We start from the raw sequence: 18,666 nt of genomic DNA on the forward strand, positions 1-18,666 counted from the left end.
ACGTGGCGGACAAACTCAGGATCGTCCATTGCTTTCGTTCACCTGTCGGCGGGATCTTTCGGCATGTGCGGGACCTCGCGGAAGCTCAGGTCGCCGCCGGCCATTCGGTCGGCATCGTGTGCGATTCGACCACAGGCGGGGAATACGAGGAGCGCCTGTTCGGGCGGATGAAGGCCATGCTGGCGCTCGGCATCCATCGCACGCCGATGCAGCGCCATGTCGGACTGGGCGATCTCGCCTCGGCCTCGCGCACCTACGGAATCATCAAGGAATTGCGGCCGGACGTGCTGCACGGGCACGGCGCCAAGGGTGGCGCCTATGCCCGTCTGTTCGGCTCACTGTTGCGGGTATCAAGGTCTCGCGTAGCCCGCCTTTATTCGCCGCATGGCGGTTCTCTCCACTATGACGAGAGCACGTTCACGGGAAAGCTGTTCTTCGCGCTCGAGCGATCCATGGCTCACTTCACCGACTGTCTGCTGTTCGTCTCGGACTATGAGCGACGCACCTATCGCAGGAAGGTCGGCGAGGCGCCCATTCCGAACGCGCTGATCTACAATGGCCTGCGCGCGGCTGAGTTCGACCCCGTTCCGGAGAAGCCCGGAATGGTGGACCTGCTCTACATCGGCATGATGCGTGACCTCAAGGGACCCGACATCTTCATCGACGCGCTGGCCCTTGCGGGGACACGGCTCGGACGCCCGCTGGGCGCGGTCATGGTGGGCGACGGCGACAACCTGCCTCGGTACCGCGCGCAAGTGAGGCGGCTCGGGCTTGACGGCAATGTGCGTTTCCTGCCGCCGATGCCGGCCAGGGATGCCTTTGCGCTGGGCGCGCTGGTCGTCGTTCCTTCGCGCGCCGAAGCATTGCCGTATGTCGTGCTCGAGACGCTGGCGGCGGGAAAACCGATGATCGCCACGGCCGTTGGCGGCATACCGGAGATCTTCGGCGCCGATTCCCCTGCCCTGATCAGACCTGATCCGTTGCAGCTTGCCGACAAGATCGCCGAAGCGCTGGCCGATCCCGCCGCCTATCGAAAACTGATGCCCGATCGCGCCGATCTCGAGGCACGCTTCGGAGCCGATGTCATGGCTGCCGAGATCGAGAAAGCGTATTTCGCGGCGCTGGCCAAATAAACCACCGGCCCAAGCCCTTCCAAAGCCACGCGTTGTTTCAAGGGTTTCTTAGCTCTCTTTTGCTATTGCCTGGGGGAAGCTTGCGGAAATCCCATGAACGAGATCGATCCCGTGCACCGCTTTTCGGCAGAGGCTGTGCGCAAACTCGACACCCCGACCGATGGCGGCATGCCGGGCGGCATGAATGATGTCGCCCGTCAGGTCGCCTCGCAATACCGGCGCGATACGATGTCGCCGATCATGGTCAGCGGCGTCCTGCGGATGGTCGAGTTCGCAGTGCTGTTCCTTTCCGGCCTCGGCGTCTATTTCTACTTTGTCGGCTTCTTCAACTATTTCGCCTGGCAATATCCGCTGACGATCGCCGCCGCGTCGTTCCTTGCAGTGGTGCTGCTCGACGTCACCGATTGCTACCAGATCGTCTCGCTCATGCGGCCGATCGCCAATTTTGGACGTTTGCTGCTGGTCTGGGCCGGCACGTTCGCCCTCATGGCGCTGACGGCATTCGTGATGAAGATATCTGAAAACTATTCACGATTGCTGTTCGGCACCTGGTTCGCCGTCGGTTTCATTCTCATCTTCGGCCTGCGGCTGGTGATGTCGAAGCTGATCCGGCGCTGGGCGCGCGACGGCCACATGGAGCGGCGCGCCGTCATCGTCGGCGGCGGCAAGGCAGCGGAGGTCCTGATCCGCTCGGTCGAGAGGCAGCCCTACAACGACATCCGCATTTGCGGCATTTTCGACGATCGCAGCGACAAACGCTCGCCGCCTATCGTCGCCGGCTATCCCAAGCTCGGCACAATCTCGGAGCTGATCGAATTCGCCCGCATCGCCCGCATCGACATGCTGATCGTGTCGCTGCCGCTGACCGCCGAATCGCGCGTGCTGCAATTGCTGAAGAAACTGTGGGTGCTGCCGGTCGACATCCGGCTGTCGGCGCATTCGAACGCGCTGCAGTTTCGTCCACGCGCCTATTCCTACATCGGCTCGGTGCCGATGCTCGACATCTTCGACAAGCCGATCAACGACTGGGATTCGGTGGCCAAGCGCGCCTTCGACATCGTTTTCAGCCTGATCGGCATCGTCGTGTTCTCACCGGTGATGCTGGCGACCGCTATCGCCATCAAGCTCGACAGCAAGGGACCGGTGCTGTTTCGCCAGAAGCGGCATGGTTTCAACAATGAGGTGATCGAAGTCTACAAATTCCGCTCGATGTATGCCGACCGGTCGGACCCGACCGCCAGACAGACGGTCACCAAGAACGACACGCGCGTTACCCGCGTCGGCCGCTTCATCCGCAAGACCTCGATCGACGAGCTGCCGCAGTTCTTCAATTCGCTGCTGGGTTCGCTGTCGCTGGTCGGCCCGCGGCCGCACGCGATTGCCGCGCAGTCGCACAACCTGCTCTACAACGAAGTGGTCGACGGCTATTTCGCGCGCCACAAGGTCAAGCCCGGCGTTACCGGCTGGGCGCAGATCAATGGCTGGCGCGGCGAGATGGACACCAACGAGAAGATCCGCATGCGGACGGAATACGACCTCTATTATATCGAGAACTGGTCGATGCTGTTCGACCTGCGGATCCTGTTCCTGACGCCGATTCGGCTGCTCAACACGGAAAACGCCTATTGAGCGCGGTCACCCATGACCTGCCGCGCGCGGCGGTCAATGCGAAGCTGATCGCGCTGATTTCCTCGGGCGCGGTCGGGCTCGGCATCCTGCTTTCCGGCTTCGTTATCAGCGAGCCGGCTCCTTACGAAATCTACATGGCCGGCCTGATCGCCATCTGGGCGCTTTTCGGTTTGAGGATTTCGCGCGCGGCCGCGCCGCTGCTGGTGCCTCTGGTGACGATGAATATTGGCGGCATGATCGCCATGACGCAGATGTCGGACCTCGCCAACACGCCGCTCTACCTTGCAGTGTCGCTGTTTCTCGCCTTCAGCGCGGTCTTCTTCGCATCGGTCACCGCCACGCAGCCGAGCCTCTACCGGCTGATCTTCATTGCCTATGTGGTATCCGCGGTGATGACTTCGCTACTCGGCATAGCAGGGTATTTCCATGCCTTTCCGGGCGCGGAGATGTTCACCAAATACGACCGCGCCGCAGGCGCCTTCCAGGACCCGAACGTGTTCGGGCCGTTCCTGGTGCTGCCCGGCATCTATCTGCTCTATCTGCTGCTGACCGGGCCGGTCTCGCGCATGCCGCTGCTGGCGGTGCCGCTGCTCATCATCACATCAGGCATCTTCTTCTCCTTCTCGCGCGGCGCCTGGGGCATGTTTGCCGTCTCTGCCGTTCTGCTCACCGGCTGCCTGTTCCTGCAGAGCAACAGCGGCATGTTCCGGCTGCGCGTGGTGGTGATGACCATCGCGGCACTGTCGCTGCTGACGATCGCCATGATCGTCATCCTGCAGCTGCCCGGCGTGGCGGAGATGTTCTCCAACCGTGCCCATCTCGAACAGAGCTACGACACCGCCCGCCTCGGCCGCTTCGCCCGCTATGCAATCGGCTTCCAAATGGCGATGGAGCACCCGTTCGGCATCGGGCCTCTGGTGTTCGGCACCATCTTCGGCGAGGACACCCACGACATCTGGCTGAAGATGCTGATGGATTATGGCTGGCTCGGCTTCGTATCGTTCCTGACGCTTGTCCTCTGGACGATATGTGCCGGATTCCGCGTCCTGCTGCGCGACCGGCCATGGCAGCCCTATCTCCTGTGCGCCTATGTCGCCTTCATCGGCAATGTCGGGCTCGGCACCTTCATCGACATCGACCATTGGCGCCACGTCTATCTGCTGCTCGGATTGGTCTGGGGCGCGATCGCGCTGGAACACCGTCATCAGCGGCAATTACGGCTGGCGATGCCGAAAGCTTCACCTGACCGCGGAGCGCTATCGGCTCGATAGTGGCCGCCGCCGACAGGCAGCGCGCGCTGCCGCTGTCGCACGATCATGGCCGGCGAAATTCGACGCGATGACAGGCCCGATTATCGTTTTGCGGCATCGCTGTCGGCCGCGGCGCGAGACAGGAACATCTGCGTCGTCTCGGCGAGATGGCTCTTGAGCCAATCCGCCATCGCCTCCTCTTCGCGCAGATTCTGCTCAGACACACGCGCCACCTCGGCCTCCCCTTCGGCGTTGGCCGCGGCGATGAGCATCGTGTAGGAGGCAATCTCCATATGCTCGAAAGTATAGCTGGCGAGCGAGCCCTTCATCACCTCGTCGCCGGCAAACACGCCGCTGATCGACTGGGCCATGGCGGTGAGCTTGCCGCCTGCGTCTTTCATCGCGGAGGATTCCTCTCCGATCCGGTCAAGACAGCTTTTGAGGCGCGAGGCCTGCTGCCGCGTCTCGTCGAGATGCTGACGGATGCGGTCGCCGAGTTCCGGATAGCTTTCGAGGCGTGACAGTTGCCCGGAGAGCATCGTCTCGGCCTGCTCCTCCATGGCGTGAGCGTCTCTCAGCCACTGTATCAACCAGTCGCGCGATTGTGTCATGAAGGTCTCCCTTGGGTTGCTCGCCCAAACCGCGAGTGGAGAGCATTGTTCCGCCCGGACTATGGCAGGTTCGGCCAGAGGCGCTGCCAACGCGCGGATTGGCCGCCGACGCGACGGTCACTTCTTGCTCTGGCCCGAGGCATCGGCCAATGCCGGGTTCACCAGCTTGCTGCGGATATCCCGCGCCATTCGCAGATGCTCAAGTACGGCCGGCAGGATATCCGAGGCGAAATGCTGGACATCCGGATCCTGGCCGGAGCCGATCTCCCATTCAAGGAGTTGCACAGTCTTCTGATGCTCGACGATCTGGCCGCTGATGTAAGCCAGATCGAATTCGACGCCTGTAAGCTTTTCCAGTCTGGTACGCATCTCCTCGTGCTCGGCATCCAGCCCAGGCGGAAGCGGCATCTTGGCCGCTTCGGCGAGCGACTTCAGCCTGTCGTTCGCCCTCTGGTGGTCGTCAACCATCCTGCGGGCAAAGTCTTTCACCGCGGCATTTTCGGATTTTCCGGCAAGCTCGCCGAAGCGGACCTCGGCCAGACCGCCAGCAGCGGTAAGCTGCGCGAACAGCCGGTCCTGATAGTTGGTTTGGTGAGGCATTGGCTTGCCGGGAGATTCCTTCATCGTGTCCGGCGCCATGCCAGCCGGATTGCCGAACTGGGCGAAGGCGGTGGCGGCAGGCAGAAGCGCAAGCCCCACGACAGTTGCGAGTAGACGCATGCGAACCTCCTCGGGAAGCTTTCTCAGAGCACGAGCAGATAGGCGACCAGCGCGTCCTTTTCCGATTGGTCGAGTTTGGTGCCCAGCACCAGATTGAAGAACTCGACCGTGTCGGCGAGCGTCATCAGGCGGCCGTCATGCAAATAGGGCGGCGTGTCCTTGATGCCGCGCAGCGTGAACGTCTTGATCGGACCGTCGGGAAGCTCGACCATGTCGTTGACGGTCTGTCCTGGCTTGTAGAAACCATCGAGCTTCAGATCGTGCATGTTGTTGTCCATGAAGGACGTCTGGGGATTGTGGCATTGGGAGCAGCGGCCCTTGCCCATGAACACCGCTTCCCCTTTCAATTCCTCTGCTGACGCCAGTGCCGGATCGAGGCGGCCAAACGGATCGAGCTTAGGCGCCGGCGGGAAATCGATGATGTTTTGCATCTGTGCCATCATCGCCACCTGGTTCGGGCGGTCAGGCAGGTTGACGCCCTTACGGGTGGCACTGACATGATCGCCATTGAAATACGCGGTGCGCTGCTCGAATTCGGTGAAATCCTCCACAGACCGCAATGAGCGCTTCGATCCATGTATCTGCTGGTTGAAGAGGCCGCGCAGACTGGTGGTGTCGAGACGGAAGCGCGCCGCCTGCGGCCTGATGTCGGGTGTCTGATGGAAGGCGGCGTTAGTGTTGAAATTGGAATGGCAATCAAAGCAGGCGACACCCATGCTCTGGCCAGCGACCTTGCGGTCCTCGGTCTGATTGAACTCTTCCTGCGGGAATGGCGTCAGCAGAAGCCGCAAACCCTCCATCTGTACTGGGGTGATGATGCCGTTCATGATCTCGTAGTAATTGCGGATGGTAAGCAGCTCGCCGCGCGAGACATCGCCGAGCTCAGGGTGGGTGGTCAGGAAAATCGGTGGCGGGAATTCGGGCGTCAGGTGATCGGGAAGATCGAAATCGACGTCGAAGCGGCGCAGATCACGGCCTTCCTGGCGGCCGATCTCGCGGATTTCCTTCTCGGGAAACACTTGGCCTCCGGCAGCCTGCTTGACATGAGGTAGCGGCAGGAAGCCAGCCGGCAGAAGACCCTGGTCACGAATATCGCCGGGGCTCATCGAGCTTAGCCTGTCCCAGGTCAAGCCACCCGCCAGCTTGACCCTGACGCCACCCTGGACCGGCTTCTTGCCGTCGGTCATCATCACGCCCGGTATCGGACGGTCAGCCAGATCATAACGTTGCTCCAAAAGCTTTTTCTGACGCTCCATCACGCCAGGCTTCTGCGCCTCGTCATCGGCTTTCACCGCGGAAAAGGGCTGGCTCGGCAATGGCCGATAGGTGATGTCAGGAGGCAGCGGATCCGAGAACGCACTCATGCTGGCCGCCGCGACGATGATCGCGCACGGAAGGCCGATATGGAGTTTGCCGGTCATTTCGTCCCTCCTAAGTTCCCCGGACGGTTGCCAAACCGGGCCGGGGGCGGTTTGTTCCAAGGCGGGAGTTGGCGAAAGGGAATTTATTTCCGCCACCGGATTGAGCCATCGCCGGGCTCGTCATCTCTGAATGCAGGGCGACATCTTCCCCGCCTCGAACGGCGACGCCACGTTTGGAAAGCAATTCCCGGCCAAGAGGGCCCCGACAGGTGGAGGCATTTACTCTGAAGGAAGCCTTGCTCATGGCATGGTCCACGGAGCGACCCGGGAACGCCCGTGGGACTTCCGGTCAGGTTTGACGCGATTTATCGGCGATGGTTGGTTCTGCTTCCGGAGGCGGTTTTAGCGCTTGCGCGCCAAGCCTCGAATATATATGGCTTTGCGCGGTCCGGAGTGTAGCGCAGCCCGGTAGCGCACTTGACTGGGGGTCAAGGGGTCGTCGGTTCGAATCCGGCCACTCCGACCATTTTAAACAAGGACTTACCCCCAAAGTCCGTCTCATCGATCGCCATCTACCCCTGGCACACATCGACCCATTCGGCGCCGGTGAGATCAGCCATGCGCTGCGGTGCGATCCGCACCGCCGCGTTGGTGGCGCCGGCGGCAGGCACGACCTCTTCGAAACCGCGCAGCGACACGTCGCAATAGACCGGCAGCGGCGCCGGCAGGCCGAACGGGCAGACACCGCCGACCGGATGGCTGGTTGCCTCGATAACCTCAGCGGCCTCCAGCATGCGCGGCTTACTGCCGAACCGATCCTTGAACTTGCGATTGTCCAGCCTGGCGGTGCCGCTGGTCACGACCAGCATGGTGCGTTCGCCGACGCGAAGGCAGATCGTCTTTGCGATCTGCGCCGGCAACACGCCGTGTGCCTGCGCAGCCAATGCTACGGTCGCCGAACTCGCCTCGGTCACGATCACGTCGATATCGGGCGCCTTGCTGGCGAAAAAGGCACGAACGGATTCCAGGCTCATCGAAACCCCCGCGGATCGAAATGACGAAGCAGCAAGCTAGGCCGGCGCGTCCATAAACACGTGCCAAGGCCTTCAGTCACGGCAAACAGAAAACCCGCCAAGGTCCCCGGCGGGTTTTCGAACATGCATGGCACTGGCGCTACAGCGCGGGGCGGTCTTGCGCGGCCCGCGCCTGCACGGCCGTGCCGAGCAGCGCCTCCTGAGGAAGCCGAAGCGCCGACGCAATACGGCGCAGCTGCGACGGATCGGCCGTCCTGCCGTTCTCGATATCCTCGATTTCGTCGACCGCCAGACCGGTTGTCAGGGAAAGCTCCTCGACACTGTATCCCTTGGTTTCCCGAATCGTTCTGAGGGCGCTATGGCCTTGCCCGGCTTCGCTGGCAACCAGTTCCGGGAGGGGTTCGCGCTTTGCACTGTATGGCATTGGCAACTCCGTTGGCTGAAAGAGTTTGATGAAAATGGTGTTGCCTGAGACGGCGAGAACATGCCCGCTTGCGGGTGATTTGCCAAGTCACAAACTGGCCGTCACAGCATCGTGAACCATGCCTGGCGCACGCCGCTCGCAACCGCTCTCGATCAAGTTCTTTTGAACACCTGATCACCTCGTCGCTCGATGATTTTTACGACCCCGTTCGTTGGTTCAATTGCGCCGGCGCGAAACCCAGGACCGTTGCCGGCGCGGCTGTCATTTTCCTGAAAGGATCGATGCGATGAAATTGCGGACAATCATGATCGTGCTCGGCACGCTTTCCAGCCTTGGCCTTGCTGCAACCAGCGCGCCGGCGGCAGACACGGTGCGGGTGCGCGGCGTCGTGGCCAGTTCCGACCAATCCCAGCTGACGGTGAAAAACCGCCAGGGTGGCATGGATAAGATCAAGCTCGCTGCCGGATGGAAGATATCGGGCGTCGCGGGCGCGTCGGTAAAGGACATCAAGCTCGGCGATTTCCTCGGCATAGCATCCGTGTCGAAAGCCGATGGCGGCAGCGGCGCGCTCGAGGTCGTGGTGTTTCCCGCAGCCTTGAAAGGCACGGGCGAAGGCGACCGCGCCTGGGACCTCAAGCCCAACAGCCGCATGACCAACGGCACCGTCGCCGACGTGACCGACGTGAATGGCCGCGCGGTGACGCTGACCTATGACAACGGCCAGACAAAGAAGATCTCAATCCCCGACAAGACGCCGGTCGTCACCTTCGCGCCGGCCACGCCGGGCGATCTCAAGCCCGGCGCGCCCGTCGTGGTCACCGCGACGCGCGGCGCCGACGGCACGCTGAGTGCCAACCGCGTCGTGGTCGGCAACAATGGCGTGGTCCCGCCCATGTAAGCCGGTTGCGTCTGCGGCCCCGTACCGAAATTTCTCCCGCTCATCGGCGCTGTGGGCTCAGCCTGTCGGCGGAGCCCACAGCCTGCGCCGCCAGACACATTCCAGAAACAAAATTCTATATTCGGGAAATACTGACGAAAAAAATCGGGAGCGTAATCCCGCTCGCGGCGAACAGGCTGTTGGCCTGATTCAGATTGCCTGCGAAAAAAGGAAGATATCCATGAAGAAGTCCCTCCTCTCGGCCCTCGGGCTTGCAGTTGCACTTGCATTCACCATGCCAATCCTCGGCGCGACCAGCGCTGATGCCGCGCCGATGCACAAGCATCATCGTCATCATAGCAAGCACCATCGCAGCCACCACTACCATCATCACCACCACCACAAGGTTATGGGCAAGAAGGCCTGAGCTTAACCGACTGCCAATGAGAAGACCGGCTTTGGCTTCTTGTTCGAAGCCGGTCTTCTCCTGGTTTCCTCCGGATACGCGCCGTATCAGCGCGATCTCGCAGCGCTACAACGAGCGCCTGCTCTGACGAAAAAACCCCTGTTCGTGCTGCAGACCGACAAGCTGGGGCTATGGCCCTTTTTTCATGGCACCCACAGGCGCCGCTGTCCTAAACCGGGTGCACTTTCGGGCAACATGAATCGCCCGCGCACCGATCCAGCGGAACCGAGGAATAAATAAAGGTCAGCGCCGGCTGAACAGCAGACTGGCGACCAGACCAAGCACCACAAAGCCGATCGCCGCGGCCGTCGCCGGATGCTCGCGGGCGGATTTCTCGATCGCCCTGCCCCGCTCGCGGATCGCCGGCAACGCATCGTGCAGACGTTCCGCAAGGTCGGAATACGTGTCAAGCGCCGCGTCGCGACCGTCTTCGTAATAGGCGCCGCCCCGCCTGGACGCAGCCTTCTTCAGGGCCGCCAATTCCCTGGAGAGTGCAGCGACCCGCCTGTCGAGATCGACGTCCGAGAGGGTCGAGAATAATGCCATGATGCGTTTCCTTGTCTGCTCAAGCCTTGTCTTGCTCAAGAAAACGTAACGCATCACCCAAAGGCGGGTTCCCGTTCTTCAGGCGCCGGCCGGTTGCCCGTCAGCGCACTTGGTCGAGGAGGCGCTTGCATTCGAGGAGGTCGAACAACGCTTCCTGCAACAGCGCGCGATTGTCCCGCGACAGTTTCGAAGCGTCCGGCTGGACCGGGCCTTCCTCGTCGCTCTTGCCAAGACCGAAGAAACGGCGGCTGGGCTTGACCCTCGGCTGGCCAACCAGTTCGTCATCTCCGCCGCGCGGCTGCGCTGCCGCCGTCAACGGCACCTGGTCGGCCTGCTTTCGTTGCGAGATCGCCTCGACGGCGGCCATATCGCCATTGCCGATGGCAACCAGGAAATGGTTGCCGTTTTCGCGCAACAGCTTCTGCACGCCCTTGATGGTGTAGCCCTGGTCGTAGAGCATATGGCGAATGCCCTTGATCAGTTCTATATCCTGCGGCCGGTAGTAGCGGCGGCCGCCGCCGCGTTTCATCGGCTTGATCTGGTTGAAACGCGTTTCCCAGAAGCGCAGCACGTGCTGCGGCAGATCGAGGTCTTCGGCGACCTCGCTGATGGTGCGAAAGGCGTCAGGGCTCTTGTCCATGGGCGAAATCCTCACACTGGAGCATGATCCCGGGACATGGGAACCGGCGTTCGAACGAGATTCCCTCGACAGGAGGGGAGCTCATTCCGGCTGCGCGTAACGATCACGCGGAACACCAATCCGGCCATGTTGCCGAATCGGGTCTCATTTCAGCGGTTTGTGAGGCAATATTCAAGCCCGGCATCATCGCAAGGCCTGTTTTCAACCGTGCATTTGCAGCGAGCCTACTTGCCGCCCTTTGCCTTGCCGCTCTGGTGGGAGCGCAAGATGCGGTTCTTCAGCACGTTCGACGACTTGAAGGTCATCACCCGACGCGGCAGGATCGGCACCTCTTCGCCGGTCTTGGGATTGCGCCCGATGCGCTCGTTCTTGGAGCGGACGTGGAACGTCGCGAAAGACGACAGTTTCACCGTCTCGCCACGGACGATCGCCTCGCAGATCTCGTCCAGCACCGCCTCGACAAGTTCCGCCGATTCAGTGCGCGACAAACCTACCTTGCGGTAAACGGCTTCGGCAAGGTCGGCGCGCGTAAGTGTCTTTCCCCCCATGCGACCGTCCCATCAGCTCAAACATAAAATCGACACAACAGCGGCAGAGCCTAAGTAATTGATCCGGCAAGGTCAAGGACCGAACCGGACCGTTCGGCACTTACCAGCGAAGCAGAACCGCGCCCCAGGTGAAGCCGCCGCCCATCGCTTCCAGAAGCACAAGGTCGCCCTTTTTGATGCGGCCATCGGCAACAGCCACGGAAAGCGCCAGCGGCACGGAAGCAGCCGAGGTGTTACCGTGCAGATTGACCGTCACCACCACCTTTTCCTCAGCTATCCCGAGCTTCCTGGCGGAAGCGTCAATGATCCGTTTATTGGCCTGATGCGGCACGAACCAGTCGAGGTCGTCGGCGGTGATGCCGGCCTGCGAAAACGTCGCCTCGATGACGTCGGTGATCATGCCTACCGCATGTTTGAAGACCTCGCGGCCTTCCATCCTGAGGTAGCCCACCGTTCCCGTCGTCGAAGGCCCGCCGTCGACAAAGAGCTTGTCCTTGTGCGCGCCGTCGGAGCGCAGGCTCATCGCTAGCACGCCGCGGTCGGCAATACTGCCGCCCCCTTCGCCGGCTTCAAGAACCAGGGCGCCGGCGCCGTCGCCGAACAGTACGCAGGTCGAGCGATCGGTCCAGTCGAGGATGCGCGAAAAGGTTTCCGAGCCGATCACCAGCACGCGCTTGGCCAAGCCGCCGCGAATATAGAGGTCGGCCGTGGTTACCGCATAGACGAAGCCCGAGCATACCGCCTGCAGGTCGAAGGCAAAGCCGTGATGCATGCCGAGCCGGTTCTGGATCTCGACGGCCGTGGCCGGAAAAGTATTGTTGGGCGTCGAGGTCGCCAGCACGATCAGGTCGATGTCTCCGGGCGTCAGGCCGGCATCGGCGAGCGCTGCGCGCGCCGCCGCCTCACCCAGCGAAGCGGTGGTCTCATCGTCGGCCGCGATATGACGCTGGCGGATGCCGGTGCGCTGGGCGATCCACTCGTCCGAGGTTTCGACCATGCCTTCAAAGTCGGCATTCTTCATGATGCGGCGGGGCAGCGCGGCGCCCATGCCGCGCACGACTGATCTGATCAAAGTTCTTTCCTATTCCTTTGCGTCGCTGACGACATCGGATTTCCTAGATGTCTGGGCATGCGGATTGCGCGCATGGAACAAGTCCAGGTCGGCCTCGATGCGGTCGAGCAGATTGTTGCGCACCATATCGTAGCCGAGTTCGATGGCGGCGGCGAAACCATCCGAATCGGCGCCGCCGTGGCTTTTCACCACAATGCCGTTCAGCCCCAGGAAAACGCCGCCATTGGAGCGGCCGACATCCATCTTTTCGCGCAGGCGATCGAACGCGCCCTTGGCGAAGATATAGCCGATCCTGGCCATCAGCGTACGGCTCATCGCCGCCCGCAGGTAGCCGCCAATCTGGCGCACCGTGCCTTCCGCCGTCTTCAGGGCGATGTTGCCGGCGAAGCCTTCGGTGACGACGACGTCGACCACGCCCTTGCCGATATCGTCGCCCTCGACGAAACCGTGATAGTTCATCGAGGCCATATTGGCTTCACGCAGCATGCGCCCAGCCTCCTTGACCTCTTCCTGGCCCTTGATCTCCTCGACGCCGACATTGAGCAGGCCGACACTGGGCCGCGAGACGCCGAAGACCGATCGGGCCATGCCGGTTCCAAGAATGGCAAAATCAATGAGCTGGTGCGCATCCGCGCCAATGGTGGCGCCGACGTCGAGGACCACGCTTTCGCCGCGCAGCGTCGGCCAAAGTGCCGCGATCGCCGGGCGGTCGATGGTGGCCATGGTGCGCAGGCAGAATTTCGACATCGCCATCAGCGCGCCGGTGTTGCCGGCCGAGACGCAGGCGTCCGCCGTACCCGACTTGACCGCCTCGACAGCCTTCCACATCGACGATTTCCAGCGGCCATGGCGCAGTGCCTGGCTCGGCTTGTCGTCCATCCTGACGGCCACCTCGCAGTGGAAGAATTCGCTCACACCGGCCAGCTTGGGAAATTTGGCCAGTTCGGGTCGTACGGCCTCCTCCCGCCCGTAGATGACGAAGCGGACGTCGGGACGGCGGGTCGCGACCGTCATGAGCGCCGGAATGACCACGGCTGGTCCGTGATCGCCGCCCATGGCATCGATGGAAATCCTGATCACGCGGTATTCATCTCACGGTTTTGCTTAGGCGGCGGATCGTTTTAGTGATCGCGAAGGTTCGGCGAAAATAGCGGTTTTGGACATTCGCACAACCGACTTTTCCGTCGCGGGTGAGGTTTTCAGGATTTTCCCAACAGCGACCGCAGTTTCTGCTGAAATTCATTCTCCACCGGTTCGGCCTCGCGGCCGGCATCAAGCGACGCACTCGGCTTGCGCGGATAAGGATCGATGGCCAGTCCGAAGAACTGCTCGGCGAGTGCCCCGACATCGATCGTGTCGCCTGAAAATGTTTCGGGACTGTCAGGTCCATCCGCGTCGAGCAGGATCTCGCCGCCGCCTTCGAATCCCTGTCGTCCAAGCTTGGAATCCTCGGGCAGGAACAGAGCCTCGAATGATTCGTCGATATGCGCCCCGACCGGATCGAGCGTGACGATACAGGCCTGGGTGATGTCGGCCTCGACCCGGCCGCTGACCTTCACGCCATTGCGTTTCCACGGCGTCACCAGGAATTCGGCACGGTAGGCTTCGACCGAGAGCAAGCTGTGCTCTTCGGCGAGTGTCGCGCGCTGGGTGGCGTCGGCCTCGATGACCACCGGCAGGCCCTTCTGCGGCAGGCGGGCGACGTTGGCAAAAAACGATACCGGACTTTGCGGATCGGCGTGCTTCATCGATCTGCCTCCTGGGCGAGCGGAAAGGTCACCGTGCCGGAGACGATCGCCCGGCACGGCTGCGTGGCCAGCCGGTTGCGGGCATCGGCGACATAGTCGGACAGTCGTGACGCTTCCGCCCAGGCCGCAGCGTCGGGCCGGACATTGCGTGCAAGGGCGGCGGTGAGCCCATCATGATCATTGCGCTCCAATGCGTCGTCATAAGCGGCGGTGCGGCCATAAAACATCTTCGCCAGCTTTTTCATGCGCTTGGGCACTCCGACATCGCCAATGCCGAGTTCCCGCAGCGAATGGTCGACGTCGAGAAAAAACTCGTCGATCAGCACCTGCGCGATCTCCTGCGCCACGCCGTCTTCCCCACGCAGCCGGTGCTGGACCAGGAACATGTGCAGCGACAGCATCTCGAAACGCCCAAGCGGCGTGTCCGGCACATTCCAGTGGGAATAAAATACGGTCTGCCGCGCGGCCGCCACGATTTGTGCGTAAAGCGCGTCGGTGATGGCGCGGTTGGCGTGGCGTTCGCGACCAAAAAGGCGCTGGAACATGGGGATGGTCTCCGGGGACCGTTTGTTGAATTGGCCTTGTTGCATCGGCAAGCAAGCTGGTTTACCGGTTTTGCGGCCCAGCGCAAGTTGCGGCGATATAGTGGAGAATTGTTGTTGCGCGCGCTGAATTTCAAGTCGACCTTCTCTTCCAGGCCCGCTGGCGCGATCTCGCTGCTGGCCATCATTGCGGCGCTTTCGGCCTGCAACAGTTCCAAGATGATCGGTGATCTGAACCCCAGCGAAACGCTGACGCAGGGGTATGTCATCGATCAGCAGGCGATCGATTCGGTGCCGGTCGGCTCAAGCCGCGAGCAGGTGCTGCTCGCGCTCGGCACGCCCTCGACGACGGCGACCTTCGACAATGAAGCCTTTTACTACATCTCGCAGACTCGCAAGCGCTATGTCGCCTTCGACAAGCCCCGGCTGATCGATCAGCATGTGCTGGCGGTCTATTTCGGGGCCGATGGGCGGGTCACCCAGATCGCCAATTACGGCCTGAAGGACGGCAAGATCTTCGACTTCATCTCGCGCACCACGCCGACTGGCGGCAAGGACCAGAACTTCCTCAGCCAGATCATCAACGGCGCCAGCAAGCTGGCGCCCGGCATTCCCGGCGGCGGCACTCCCTGATCTCAGACCCGCCTCCCCTTGGGGATGGCAGCACCATCTCAGGCGACCAAAAACCCGTGGGAGCGATCCCACGGGTTTTTGTTATCATGGGGCGGGAGAGGCCGGCTCGTGGGCGATGGGCAGACAGCGACGGCAGGACGCGGACGCAGCCGTTGAAATTCGTTTTCCGCGTTCCAAAACGGCCGTCAAATAAAAACCCGCGGGGATTGCTCCCCGCGGGTTTTCAATGTCGAGCTTTGCCGCTCAGCCGTGCGCCAGCACCGCCAGCAGCAGGAGCGCCACGATATTGGTGATCTTGATCGCCGGGTTGACCGCCGGGCCGGCCGTGTCCTTGTAGGGATCGCCGACCGTATCGCCGGTCACCGAGGCCTTGTGCGCCTCGGAACCCTTCAGGTGCTTGATGCCGTCCTTGTCGGTGAATCCGTCCTCGAACGACTTCTTGGCGTTGTCCCAGGCGCCGCCGCCCGAAGTCATCGAGATGGCGACGAACAAGCCGTTGACGATGACGCCGAGCAGAGAGGCGCCGAGAGCCGCAAAGGCCGACGCTTTCGAGCCCGAGATCAGCAGCACGCCGAAATAGACGACGAGCGGCGCCAACACCGGCAGCAGCGACGGGATGATCATTTCCCGGATCGCCGCCTTGGTCAGAAGATCTACCGCGCGCGCATAGTTCGGCTTGGACGTGCCGGCCATGATGCCCGGGTCGTCACGGAACTGCTTGCGCACCTCCTCGACGATGGCGCCCGCCGCGCGGCCGACGGCCGTCATGGCGATGCCACCGAACAGATACGGGATCAAGCCGCCGAAGATCAGGCCGGCGACGACGTAGGGGTTGGAAAGATCGAAGGAGACCTCGCCCATGCCCTGGAAGTAGGGATATTTGTCGCCATTGGCGGCAAAGAATTTCAGGTCGTTCGAATAGGCCGCGAACAGCACCAGTGCGCCGAGGCCCGCCGAACCGATGGCATAGCCCTTGGTCACCGCCTTGGTGGTGTTGCCGACCGCGTCGAGCGCGTCGGTGGAGTGGCGCACTTCCTTGGGCAGGCCGGCCATTTCGGCGATGCCGCCGGCATTGTCGGTGACCGGGCCAAAGGCATCGAGCGCGACGATCATGCCGGCAAGGCCGAGCATGGTGGTGACGGCGATCGCCGTGCCGTAAAGGCCGGCGAGCTGATAGGTCGAGATGATGCCGCCGACGATGACGATGGCCGGCAGTGCCGTCGATTCCAGAGAGACCGCAAGGCCCTGGATGACGTTGGTGCCGTGCCCGGTCACCGACGCCTGGGCGATCGAGTTGACCGGACGCTTGTTGGTGCCGGTGTAGTACTCGGTGATCACGACGATGAGACCGGTCACCACGAGGCCGATCAGGCCGCAGATGAACAGGTTCTTGCCGGTGATGACCATGCCGGCGACAGTGCCGACCTCGCCCCAGCCAAGCGTGGCCGAGGTGGCGACGCCCAAGCCCACGATGGACAACAGGCCGGTGACGATCAGCCCCTTGTAGAGCGCGCCCATGATCGAACCGTTGGAGCCGAGCTTGACGAAGAAAGTACCGACGATCGAGGTCAGGATGCAGGCGCCGCAGATAGCGAGCGGATAGAGCATCGCGGCACTCAGAACCGCGGTGCCGCCAAAGAAGATGGCGCCCAGCACCATGGTGGCGACGACTGTCACCGCATAGGTCTCGAACAGGTCGGCCGCCATACCGGCGCAGTCGCCGACATTGTCGCCGACATTGTCGGCAATGGTGGCGGGGTTGCGCGGATCATCCTCGGGAATACCAGCTTCGACCTTGCCGACCAGATCGCCGCCGACATCGGCACCCTTGGTGAAGATGCCGCCGCCGAGACGGGCGAAGATCGAGATCAGCGAGGCGCCGAAGCCGAGCGAAACCAGCGAGTCGATGACGATACGGTCATTGGGCTGAAGCCCCATGAAATGGGTGAGGATCAGGTAGTAGATCGACACGCCAAGCAGGGCAAGGCCCGCAACAAGCATGCCGGTGATGGCGCCCGACTTGAATGCGATGTCGAGGCCGGCGGCAAGGCTGTTGGAAGCGGCCTGTGCCGTGCGAACATTGGCCCGCACCGAAACATGCATGCCGATGAAGCCGGCCGCGCCCGAAAGCACGGCCCCGATCAGGAAGCCGATCGCGGCGGTGATGGACAGCAGCCACCAGGCGAGCAGCAGCACGACCACGCCGACGATGGCGATGGTGGTGTACTGGCGCGCCAGATAGGCTTGCGCGCCCTCACGGATGGCGGCGGAGATTTCCTGCATGCGTGCATTGCCCTGGTCCGACGCGAGGACCGAACGTGTCGCCCAGATGGCGTAAAGGACAGAAAGCAGGCCGCAGGCGATGACGGCGGAAATTATGGTCATGCCGGGTTTTCCTCGATTGCTGGCCCAAAAGAACCCCTCCCTGGGCCGTTGAGACAAAGACGGAATCCCGTGCGCGGAATCCCCCTCTTCGCAGCGGTGTATGCGAAACAGGGCCGCGAACGTCAAGATATTGTTCGGTTTTTGCCCGGCTTTCGCCCAAAAGAGCCAGACGGCGGCAGGTGTCGCCATGCCGCTGCTGCTTTATATCGATTGAAATCACGGATCAGCACTCAGGTTTGGCGCAGATCACCGTCTGGCTGGACGACGAAGATCAGCACCGCCAGCATGGTCATGTAGAACATGAATGCCTTCTGCTGGCCGTTCCAGATGCTCGATTGCCACATGGCGAACCACTCGCCGCCCACCACCATAAATCCAAGATACCAGATCAGGAATCCCATCGTCGCGGCGATAACGGCGAATTTCTTGGCATCGTTGAAAACCTCTCCGCTGGCATTGCGCGCTTGCCACAGGTTCCAGGCCGCGATCAGGTAGAGCAGACAGGTCAGCGCCTCGCCGGCGATGATGAGCCAGTAGCCCGTCGTCCATAGCGAGGGGTTGGTGATCGAGCGATACATCAGCGCGTTGCCGGGAAAGGTCGTGTCCATGCTCAGCACGTGCTGGACAAAGGCGAAGTTTGAGCCGTAATCGGTGACGTTGCCGAAAGCGACAAGAAAGGCGAAAGCCGCCAGACAGAGACACATGACGATCTTGGAGAAGCGCAAGGTCATGGCAAGAACTCCTGCTGAAGGATCGGGGCATCGGCCCAAGCAATCGCCGAGTCCCGAAGATCGCGCAACTGGCAGGCGGGTGTTGATTACGCTCACGGCCAGCGCAAGACATTATGCCGGCAAGCAAGTCATCGCCGAACCCATCGAGGCGCTCCAGCTCGGCAGCGATTGCGCCGTGGGTGATCTTGTCTCGCTCGTGAAAGCCGGCACACAACACGACTTTGCCGTCATCTGCCGCCGCTGGATCTGCAAAGAGCAAGGCATCGAACTCGAACTGACGCTCGACCACCCTGCCCGTTCAAGTGGACGTTGAAAG

21 protein-coding genes and 1 tRNA gene are annotated in these 18,666 nt (G+C 62.0%); 8 read left to right on the top strand and 14 right to left on the bottom strand.

All coding sequences use genetic code 11. The annotated features are described in order from the left end of the window. Positions 1-2 precede the first annotated feature (2 nt). The 3 genes from LB545_RS23695 (at position 3) to LB545_RS23705 (ending at position 4,033) form a co-directional block, all read left to right on the top strand. Positions 3-1,133: a glycosyltransferase family 4 protein gene (locus tag LB545_RS23695; RefSeq protein WP_224705936.1), complete on the top strand. Its 1,131-nt coding sequence runs from the start codon at positions 3-5 to the stop codon at positions 1,131-1,133. Between the two features lie 93 nt (positions 1,134-1,226). Further along, entirely contained in the window at positions 1,227-2,762 is a 1,536-nt protein-coding gene (locus tag LB545_RS23700; protein ID WP_224705937.1) for an undecaprenyl-phosphate glucose phosphotransferase, read from the top strand. Next, positions 2,759-4,033, top strand: a complete 1,275-nt coding sequence (locus LB545_RS23705) for an O-antigen ligase family protein (protein ID WP_224705938.1) — start codon at positions 2,759-2,761, stop codon at positions 4,031-4,033. Before LB545_RS23700 ends, LB545_RS23705 begins: the two co-directional genes overlap by 4 nt. A gap of 80 nt (positions 4,034-4,113) precedes the next feature. Here the strand turns inward: LB545_RS23705 and LB545_RS23710 are convergent, their stop codons facing one another. The 3 genes from LB545_RS23710 to LB545_RS23720 all read right to left on the bottom strand — a co-directional run bounded on the left by LB545_RS23710 (position 4,114) and on the right by LB545_RS23720 (position 6,707). Continuing rightward, positions 4,114-4,623: a ferritin-like domain-containing protein gene (locus tag LB545_RS23710; RefSeq protein ID WP_224705939.1), complete on the bottom strand. Its 510-nt coding sequence runs from the start codon at positions 4,621-4,623 to the stop codon at positions 4,114-4,116. Positions 4,624-4,740: 117 nt separating this feature from the next. Then, positions 4,741-5,343: a DUF4142 domain-containing protein gene (locus LB545_RS23715; protein ID WP_140521805.1), complete on the bottom strand. Its 603-nt coding sequence runs from the start codon at positions 5,341-5,343 to the stop codon at positions 4,741-4,743. A 23-nt stretch (positions 5,344-5,366) separates the two neighbouring features. Beyond that, positions 5,367-6,707, bottom strand: coding sequence for a cytochrome B6 (locus LB545_RS23720; protein ID WP_411971091.1), 1,341 nt, complete (start codon positions 6,705-6,707; stop codon positions 5,367-5,369). A 446-nt stretch (positions 6,708-7,153) separates the two neighbouring features. Between LB545_RS23720 and LB545_RS23725 the strand changes: the two genes are divergently transcribed. Beyond that, positions 7,154-7,230: transfer RNA gene (locus LB545_RS23725), tRNA-Pro, on the top strand. A gap of 46 nt (positions 7,231-7,276) precedes the next feature. Here the strand turns inward: LB545_RS23725 and LB545_RS23730 are convergent. Both LB545_RS23730 and LB545_RS23735 read right to left on the bottom strand, forming a co-directional pair. Continuing rightward, a complete protein-coding gene (locus LB545_RS23730; protein WP_140624656.1) occupies positions 7,277-7,738 on the bottom strand; it encodes a YbaK/EbsC family protein in 462 nt (153 codons plus the stop codon). 139 nt (positions 7,739-7,877) lie between these two features. Next, a complete protein-coding gene (locus LB545_RS23735; protein ID WP_140560581.1) occupies positions 7,878-8,162 on the bottom strand; it encodes a helix-turn-helix domain-containing protein in 285 nt (94 codons plus the stop codon). Positions 8,163-8,448: 286 nt separating this feature from the next. On the opposite strand from LB545_RS23735, the gene LB545_RS23740 reads away from it, so the two are divergent. Both LB545_RS23740 and LB545_RS23745 read left to right on the top strand, forming a co-directional pair. Then, a complete protein-coding gene (locus LB545_RS23740; protein ID WP_140583720.1) occupies positions 8,449-9,060 on the top strand; it encodes a hypothetical protein in 612 nt (203 codons plus the stop codon). A 220-nt stretch (positions 9,061-9,280) separates the two neighbouring features. Next, the gene (locus LB545_RS23745; RefSeq protein ID WP_140817070.1) at positions 9,281-9,466 is read left to right on the top strand and encodes a hypothetical protein; all 186 of its coding nucleotides are present in this window, start codon (positions 9,281-9,283) and stop codon (positions 9,464-9,466) included. Positions 9,467-9,748: 282 nt separating this feature from the next. On the opposite strand, the gene LB545_RS23750 is transcribed toward LB545_RS23745, so the two are convergent. The 7 genes from LB545_RS23750 to LB545_RS23780 form a co-directional block, all read right to left on the bottom strand. Beyond that, positions 9,749-10,051, bottom strand: a complete 303-nt coding sequence (locus LB545_RS23750) for a hypothetical protein (RefSeq protein WP_140515713.1) — start codon at positions 10,049-10,051, stop codon at positions 9,749-9,751. A gap of 100 nt (positions 10,052-10,151) precedes the next feature. Continuing rightward, positions 10,152-10,691 (bottom strand): MerR family transcriptional regulator, encoded by a 540-nt coding sequence (locus LB545_RS23755; RefSeq protein WP_224705941.1) that lies wholly within the window; start codon positions 10,689-10,691, stop codon positions 10,152-10,154. 224 nt (positions 10,692-10,915) lie between these two features. Further along, positions 10,916-11,239 (bottom strand): integration host factor subunit alpha, encoded by a 324-nt coding sequence (locus LB545_RS23760; RefSeq protein WP_140494007.1) that lies wholly within the window; start codon positions 11,237-11,239, stop codon positions 10,916-10,918. A 100-nt stretch (positions 11,240-11,339) separates the two neighbouring features. Then, positions 11,340-12,311: a beta-ketoacyl-ACP synthase III gene (locus LB545_RS23765; protein ID WP_140494008.1), complete on the bottom strand. Its 972-nt coding sequence runs from the start codon at positions 12,309-12,311 to the stop codon at positions 11,340-11,342. Positions 12,312-12,320: 9 nt separating this feature from the next. Beyond that, positions 12,321-13,391 (bottom strand): phosphate acyltransferase PlsX, encoded by a 1,071-nt coding sequence (gene plsX / locus LB545_RS23770; protein ID WP_140494009.1) that lies wholly within the window; start codon positions 13,389-13,391, stop codon positions 12,321-12,323. Positions 13,392-13,510: 119 nt separating this feature from the next. Next, complete coding sequence (locus tag LB545_RS23775; RefSeq protein ID WP_224705942.1) at positions 13,511-14,059, bottom strand: YceD family protein; 549 nt, start codon at positions 14,057-14,059, stop codon at positions 13,511-13,513. After that, a complete protein-coding gene (locus LB545_RS23780; protein WP_140494013.1) occupies positions 14,056-14,604 on the bottom strand; it encodes a ubiquinol-cytochrome C chaperone family protein in 549 nt (182 codons plus the stop codon). Before LB545_RS23780 ends, LB545_RS23775 begins: the two co-directional genes overlap by 4 nt. A 114-nt stretch (positions 14,605-14,718) precedes the next feature. On the opposite strand from LB545_RS23780, the gene LB545_RS23785 reads away from it, so the two are divergent. Then, entirely contained in the window at positions 14,719-15,234 is a 516-nt protein-coding gene (locus LB545_RS23785) for an outer membrane protein assembly factor BamE (protein WP_140494015.1), read from the top strand. A 243-nt stretch (positions 15,235-15,477) separates the two neighbouring features. Here LB545_RS23785 and LB545_RS23790 read toward each other — a convergent pair whose 3' ends face one another. Both LB545_RS23790 and LB545_RS23795 read right to left on the bottom strand, forming a co-directional pair. Then, positions 15,478-17,619 carry a sodium-translocating pyrophosphatase gene (locus LB545_RS23790; RefSeq protein WP_140521791.1) on the bottom strand — a complete coding sequence of 714 codons (2,142 nt, stop codon included), beginning with the start codon at positions 17,617-17,619 and terminating at the stop codon, positions 15,478-15,480. Positions 17,620-17,849: 230 nt separating this feature from the next. After that, entirely contained in the window at positions 17,850-18,350 is a 501-nt protein-coding gene (locus LB545_RS23795; protein WP_140880502.1) for a DUF2165 family protein, read from the bottom strand. An 82-nt stretch (positions 18,351-18,432) separates the two neighbouring features. On the opposite strand from LB545_RS23795, the gene LB545_RS23800 reads away from it, so the two are divergent. Further along, positions 18,433-18,663, top strand: a complete 231-nt coding sequence (locus LB545_RS23800) for a hypothetical protein (RefSeq protein ID WP_224705943.1) — start codon at positions 18,433-18,435, stop codon at positions 18,661-18,663. Positions 18,664-18,666 lie beyond the last annotated feature (3 nt).

The sequence above is a fragment of the Mesorhizobium sp. BR1-1-6 genome (assembly GCF_020165355.1).
Taxonomy (GTDB): Bacteria; Pseudomonadota; Alphaproteobacteria; order Rhizobiales; family Rhizobiaceae; genus Mesorhizobium.

Coding starts and splice junctions, on each gene's coding strand:
- LB545_RS23775 (WP_224705942.1), bottom strand. CDS start 14,059: ATGAAGCACGCCGATCCGCAAAGTCCGGTATCGTTTTTTGCCAACGTC.
- LB545_RS23750 (WP_140515713.1), bottom strand. CDS start 10,051: ATGGCATTATTCTCGACCCTCTCGGACGTCGATCTCGACAGGCGGGTC.
- LB545_RS23735 (WP_140560581.1), bottom strand. CDS start 8,162: ATGCCATACAGTGCAAAGCGCGAACCCCTCCCGGAACTGGTTGCCAGC.
- LB545_RS23745 (WP_140817070.1), top strand. CDS start 9,281: ATGAAGAAGTCCCTCCTCTCGGCCCTCGGGCTTGCAGTTGCACTTGCA.
- LB545_RS23730 (WP_140624656.1), bottom strand. CDS start 7,738: ATGAGCCTGGAATCCGTTCGTGCCTTTTTCGCCAGCAAGGCGCCCGAT.
- LB545_RS23790 (WP_140521791.1), bottom strand. CDS start 17,619: ATGACCATAATTTCCGCCGTCATCGCCTGCGGCCTGCTTTCTGTCCTT.
- LB545_RS23755 (WP_224705941.1), bottom strand. CDS start 10,691: ATGGACAAGAGCCCTGACGCCTTTCGCACCATCAGCGAGGTCGCCGAA.
- LB545_RS23760 (WP_140494007.1), bottom strand. CDS start 11,239: ATGGGGGGAAAGACACTTACGCGCGCCGACCTTGCCGAAGCCGTTTAC.
- LB545_RS23795 (WP_140880502.1), bottom strand. CDS start 18,350: ATGACCTTGCGCTTCTCCAAGATCGTCATGTGTCTCTGTCTGGCGGCT.
- LB545_RS23720 (WP_411971091.1), bottom strand. CDS start 6,707: ATGAGTGCGTTCTCGGATCCGCTGCCTCCTGACATCACCTATCGGCCA.
- LB545_RS23715 (WP_140521805.1), bottom strand. CDS start 5,343: ATGCGTCTACTCGCAACTGTCGTGGGGCTTGCGCTTCTGCCTGCCGCC.
- LB545_RS23700 (WP_224705937.1), top strand. CDS start 1,227: ATGAACGAGATCGATCCCGTGCACCGCTTTTCGGCAGAGGCTGTGCGC.
- LB545_RS23710 (WP_224705939.1), bottom strand. CDS start 4,623: ATGACACAATCGCGCGACTGGTTGATACAGTGGCTGAGAGACGCTCAC.
- LB545_RS23740 (WP_140583720.1), top strand. CDS start 8,449: ATGAAATTGCGGACAATCATGATCGTGCTCGGCACGCTTTCCAGCCTT.
- LB545_RS23780 (WP_140494013.1), bottom strand. CDS start 14,604: ATGTTCCAGCGCCTTTTTGGTCGCGAACGCCACGCCAACCGCGCCATC.